Annotated in this window: 4 protein-coding genes; 3 read left to right on the top strand and 1 reads right to left on the bottom strand. The window is 67.2% G+C overall.

All coding sequences use genetic code 11. From position 1 onward, the window contains the following. The 3 genes from AC1VAN_RS14925 to AC1VAN_RS14915 form a co-directional block, all read left to right on the top strand. A partial coding sequence (locus AC1VAN_RS14925; protein ID WP_480986090.1) for an AMP-binding protein occupies window positions 1-742 on the top strand: 742 nt, incomplete at its 5' end. Beyond that, window positions 739-1422, top strand: a complete 684-nt coding sequence (locus AC1VAN_RS14920) for an alginate O-acetyltransferase AlgF (protein WP_442251753.1) — start codon at window positions 739-741, stop codon at window positions 1420-1422. The genes AC1VAN_RS14925 and AC1VAN_RS14920, both read left to right, overlap by 4 nt. A gap of 4 nt (window positions 1423-1426) precedes the next feature. Continuing rightward, a complete protein-coding gene (locus tag AC1VAN_RS14915; RefSeq protein ID WP_480986089.1) occupies window positions 1427-2560 on the top strand; it encodes an acyl-CoA dehydrogenase family protein in 1134 nt (377 codons plus the stop codon). A gap of 25 nt (window positions 2561-2585) precedes the next feature. Here the strand turns inward: AC1VAN_RS14915 and AC1VAN_RS14910 are convergent, their stop codons facing one another. After that, complete coding sequence (locus AC1VAN_RS14910) at window positions 2586-3584, bottom strand: DUF4434 domain-containing protein (RefSeq protein WP_200867516.1); 999 nt, start codon at window positions 3582-3584, stop codon at window positions 2586-2588. Window positions 3585-3678 lie beyond the last annotated feature (94 nt).

Here is a 3678-nt window from a genome sequence, read left to right as displayed (position 1 = left end):
GTTCGTGTTCGGTGCCGAATCACTCACGCCGCGCGTGGCTGAAGAACTGTGGGCGCGTTTCCCGCAGGTGCGCATCATCAATTCCTACGGGCCGACCGAAGCGACCTGTTCCACCACATGGGTGGAGATCGATCCGGCCCTGCGTGCGGCGGCACCCAACCCGTTCCCGATCGGCATCGGCAAGCCCTATGCCGAGGTGTTCCTCGATGATGGTGAGATCTGCATGGCCGGCGACCATGTGATGCGTGGTTATCTCGAGCGCCCGGACCTGGATGCCGGCGTGTTGTTCGAACACAACGGCAAGCGTGCGTACCGCAGCGGTGATCTCGGTGATGTCGATGCGCAGGGCCGGTTCTACTTCCGTGGCCGCCGCGACGACCAGATCAAGCTCAATGGCTACCGCATTGAACTGGCCGAGGTCGATGTCGGCCTGGCCCGCCTGCCTGGCGTGGTCGCAGGAGCCGCCGTGGTACTGCGGCGGCCCGATGGCAGCCTGGTGCGGATGATCGGCTTTGTCGAAACCACGCAGCCACAGACCGGCCCACTGCAGCGTCCGCCAGCGGACCTGGCAGATTGGAAGGGCCAGCTCGAACGTTACATGCCGCCCTATATGATTCCTTCCGAGCTGTTCGCCGTGGATGCCCTGCCGCAGACGATCAGCAACAAGGTGGATCGCAAGCAACTGGAGCAGCGCTACCAGATCCTGGCGCGCACGCTCCGCACGACGGAGAAACCCGCATGAACACTGTCCTGAAATCGCTGGTCGCCACCGCGCTGCTGCTGTCGCCGTGCGCAGCCTTCGCCCAAGGCGCACCGGAAGGGCGCCTGGCCCAGTTGTATGCCGCGCGCCCGCCCGCTGGCTCTGCCTTCGTGCGCGTGCTCAACCCGGGCAGCACGGTGCTCAAGGCCGGTATCGGCAATGGCGCCGACCAGAACGTCGGGCAGGCAACACGCGCTACCCGTTATGCGATCGTTGAAGGCGGCAAGCCGTTCAGCGTGCGCGTGGCCGGCAAGGCCCGCACGCAGCCAGCGGTGGCCGCCGGCAGTTTCACCACCCTGGTGCTGGATCCCGGCGCAGCGGCCAAGCCCTTCAACGTGCTCGAAGACGGTGGTGGCAGCAGTGACGCCCTCAAGGCCGAGATCCGCTTCTACAACCTCGCCGGCAATTGCACCCAGGGCAAGCTGGCAATGGCCGACAAGGGCGCAGTGGTGTTCCCGGCGGTTGCCGCTGGCCGCAGCGCCGCGCGTGGCATCAATCCGGTCAAGGCGCGGCTGGTGGCCGGTTGCGGTGGCAAGGACAGTCCCGCACTCGAACTTCCCGCGCTGCAGCCCGGCGATCACTACAGCCTGTTCCTGACCGGCGCCGCCAACGCACCGGTGCTGCAGGGCCAGCTCAGTGGCACCGACGCGGTGGGCCGCTGATCCGATGGCAGACCGGCCGGTATTCCGCGAGGACCACGCACTGTTCCGCGACCAGGTCCGTCGCTTCATCGACGCACAGATCGCGCCCGGGTACGCGCAATGGGAGCGCGATGGCATCACGCCACGTGCGCTGTGGCGCGCGGCGGGCGAGGCCGGCCTGCTCAACTGCCAGTTGCCCGAGCCTTACGGCATGGGAGGCGACTACGGTCACGCCGCCTGCGTGATCGAAGAACTGGCACGCGCCAACTATCTGGGCATCGGCTTCTCGATCCACTCGGACATGGTCGCGCCCTACCTGATGCAGTACGCCACGCCAGCCGTGCGCGATGCCTGGTTGCCGAAGATGGCACGGGGTGAAGCGATCGGTGCGATCGCGATGACCGAGCCCAGCGCCGGCAGTGACCTGAAGACGATCCGCACCCGTGCCGACGTAGTGGACGGCGGATATCGATTGAACGGGCAGAAGACCTGGATCACCAATGGCAGCAATGCCGACGTCGCCGTGGTGGTGGCCACTGTCGCCCCGGAACTCGGTGCCGGCGGCCTGACGTTGTTCTGCGTGGACCTGGCCGCTGCCGGTGTCAGCCGCGGTGCCCCGATGGCCAAGATCGGCCAGCATGCGCAGGACACCACCGAACTGTTCTTCGAAGACGTGTTCCTGCCTGCCGATCACCTGCTGGGCCAGGAGCGTAGTGGCTTCGCCTACCTGGAAGAGCATTTGGCGGCCGAACGGCTGGCCATCGCGCTGCGCGCGGCCGCCTCGGCCGAAGGCATGCTGGCTGAGACGGTGGCCTACGTGCGGCAGCGCAAGGCCTTCGGTCGGCTGCTGATCGACCACCAGAACACGCGCTTCGTGCTGGCCTCGGCCACGGCACAGCTGGCGATGCTGCGCAGCTTCCTCGACCAGTGCCTGGGCGAGCAGATCAGCGGCCGACTGGATCCCACCCRCGCGGCGATGGCCAAGCTCAACGCCACCGAAGTCCAAGGGAAGGTGCTGGACGACCTGCTGCAGCTGCACGGCGGCTACGGATACAGCAGCGAATATGGAATAGGGCGTGCCTGGGCCGACGCGCGTGCACTGCGGATTTTCGGTGGCACCAGCGAGATCCTGCGCGACATCATCGGCCGCACGCTGTAACGCTTCTTGCGCGTCGGTACCGGGGTCAGATCCCCCAGCGCTTGCGCAATGCGGCCGCTTCCGGCGTGTCCTGCGACAGCCAAGGGTCCAGCGCGTACACCAGCACGTGCTCGGCGCCGCTGTCGCGCGCCCAGGCCAGCTGTCGCTCGATACGGGCGGCATCAGCGGTTTCGCCCTTGAACTGGGTGCCGTCGTTGTTCTCGCCGGGCAGCTCGCGGAACAGTTCGACGATGGCATCGAAGGCCACGCCACGCGTGCGCAGATGCTGCAGCAGCGGCTGCAGCTGCTGTACGTTGCCGGCGCCGGCAACACCCACGCCATCCTGCACCATGGGTCTGACCGATGCCTGCGCGAGAACGGCATCCCACAGGGTTACCAGGTCGCCCTGGGTCTGCAGGCGGCTGAAATAGCAGGAGATCGCGCAGTCGCCACCACGCTCGACCGCCGCCTGGGAGATGCCGTGCAGCCACTGCGCCAACCATTGCTGACGGGCGGGATCGGCCCAGTGGTACTGCTCGAGTTCGTAGGGGATGTACCAGCCATTGAATGCCTGCAGGCGAGACCAGGGCGCCTGTGCCAGCCAGGCCCGCGCCTGCGTCAGGCTGTCGGCGAAGAAGGCCTGCAGTGCGGCGTCGTCTCCGCCGATGGCCTGCCACCAGCGTTGCTGGAACGGCAGGCCGACGCGAACCGCGATACCGGCTTCCGAGGCTGCGGTGAACAGCATGCGCACACTGGTATCGGGTAGCTGCCAATCACCCTCGGCGCCACCGACGATGCCGCTCCATTGCAGCACCAGCTGCCTGCAGCCGAGTCGGCGTGCCAGCTGCAGCGAGCGTTGCCAATCGGCCATGCGCCACTGCAGGTGGCTGCGCCACGGCTGCAGGAAGGTGCCGTCCACCTGTTCCGGCAGCGAACAGCCGGGCAGGGTGGTCAATGCCGCCGCAACGGGCGCCAGCAGGGCAGCGCGCAGCAGGCGCCGGCGCAGCGGCGAAGATGGATCGGGAGGCAGCAGGGGCGTGGACATGCAGTCATCATCCCAGAGCACCGTTCGCAACGGGTGAACCGGGCCACGCACGATGAACATGCGCCCGCCGGATCACTCCAGCGCGTAACGCAGC

Source organism: Stenotrophomonas sp. 05L44_2 (assembly GCF_056665995.1).
This window is presented reverse-complemented; position numbering and strand designations above follow the sequence as displayed.

What these genes read in the sequence shown, in the direction of transcription:
- AC1VAN_RS14920 (WP_442251753.1), top strand. Translation starts at nt 739, where the DNA reads ATGAACACTGTCCTGAAATCGCTGGTCGCCACCGCGCTGCTGCTGTCG.
- AC1VAN_RS14910 (WP_200867516.1), bottom strand. Translation starts at nt 3,584, where the DNA reads ATGTCCACGCCCCTGCTGCCTCCCGATCCATCTTCGCCGCTGCGCCGG.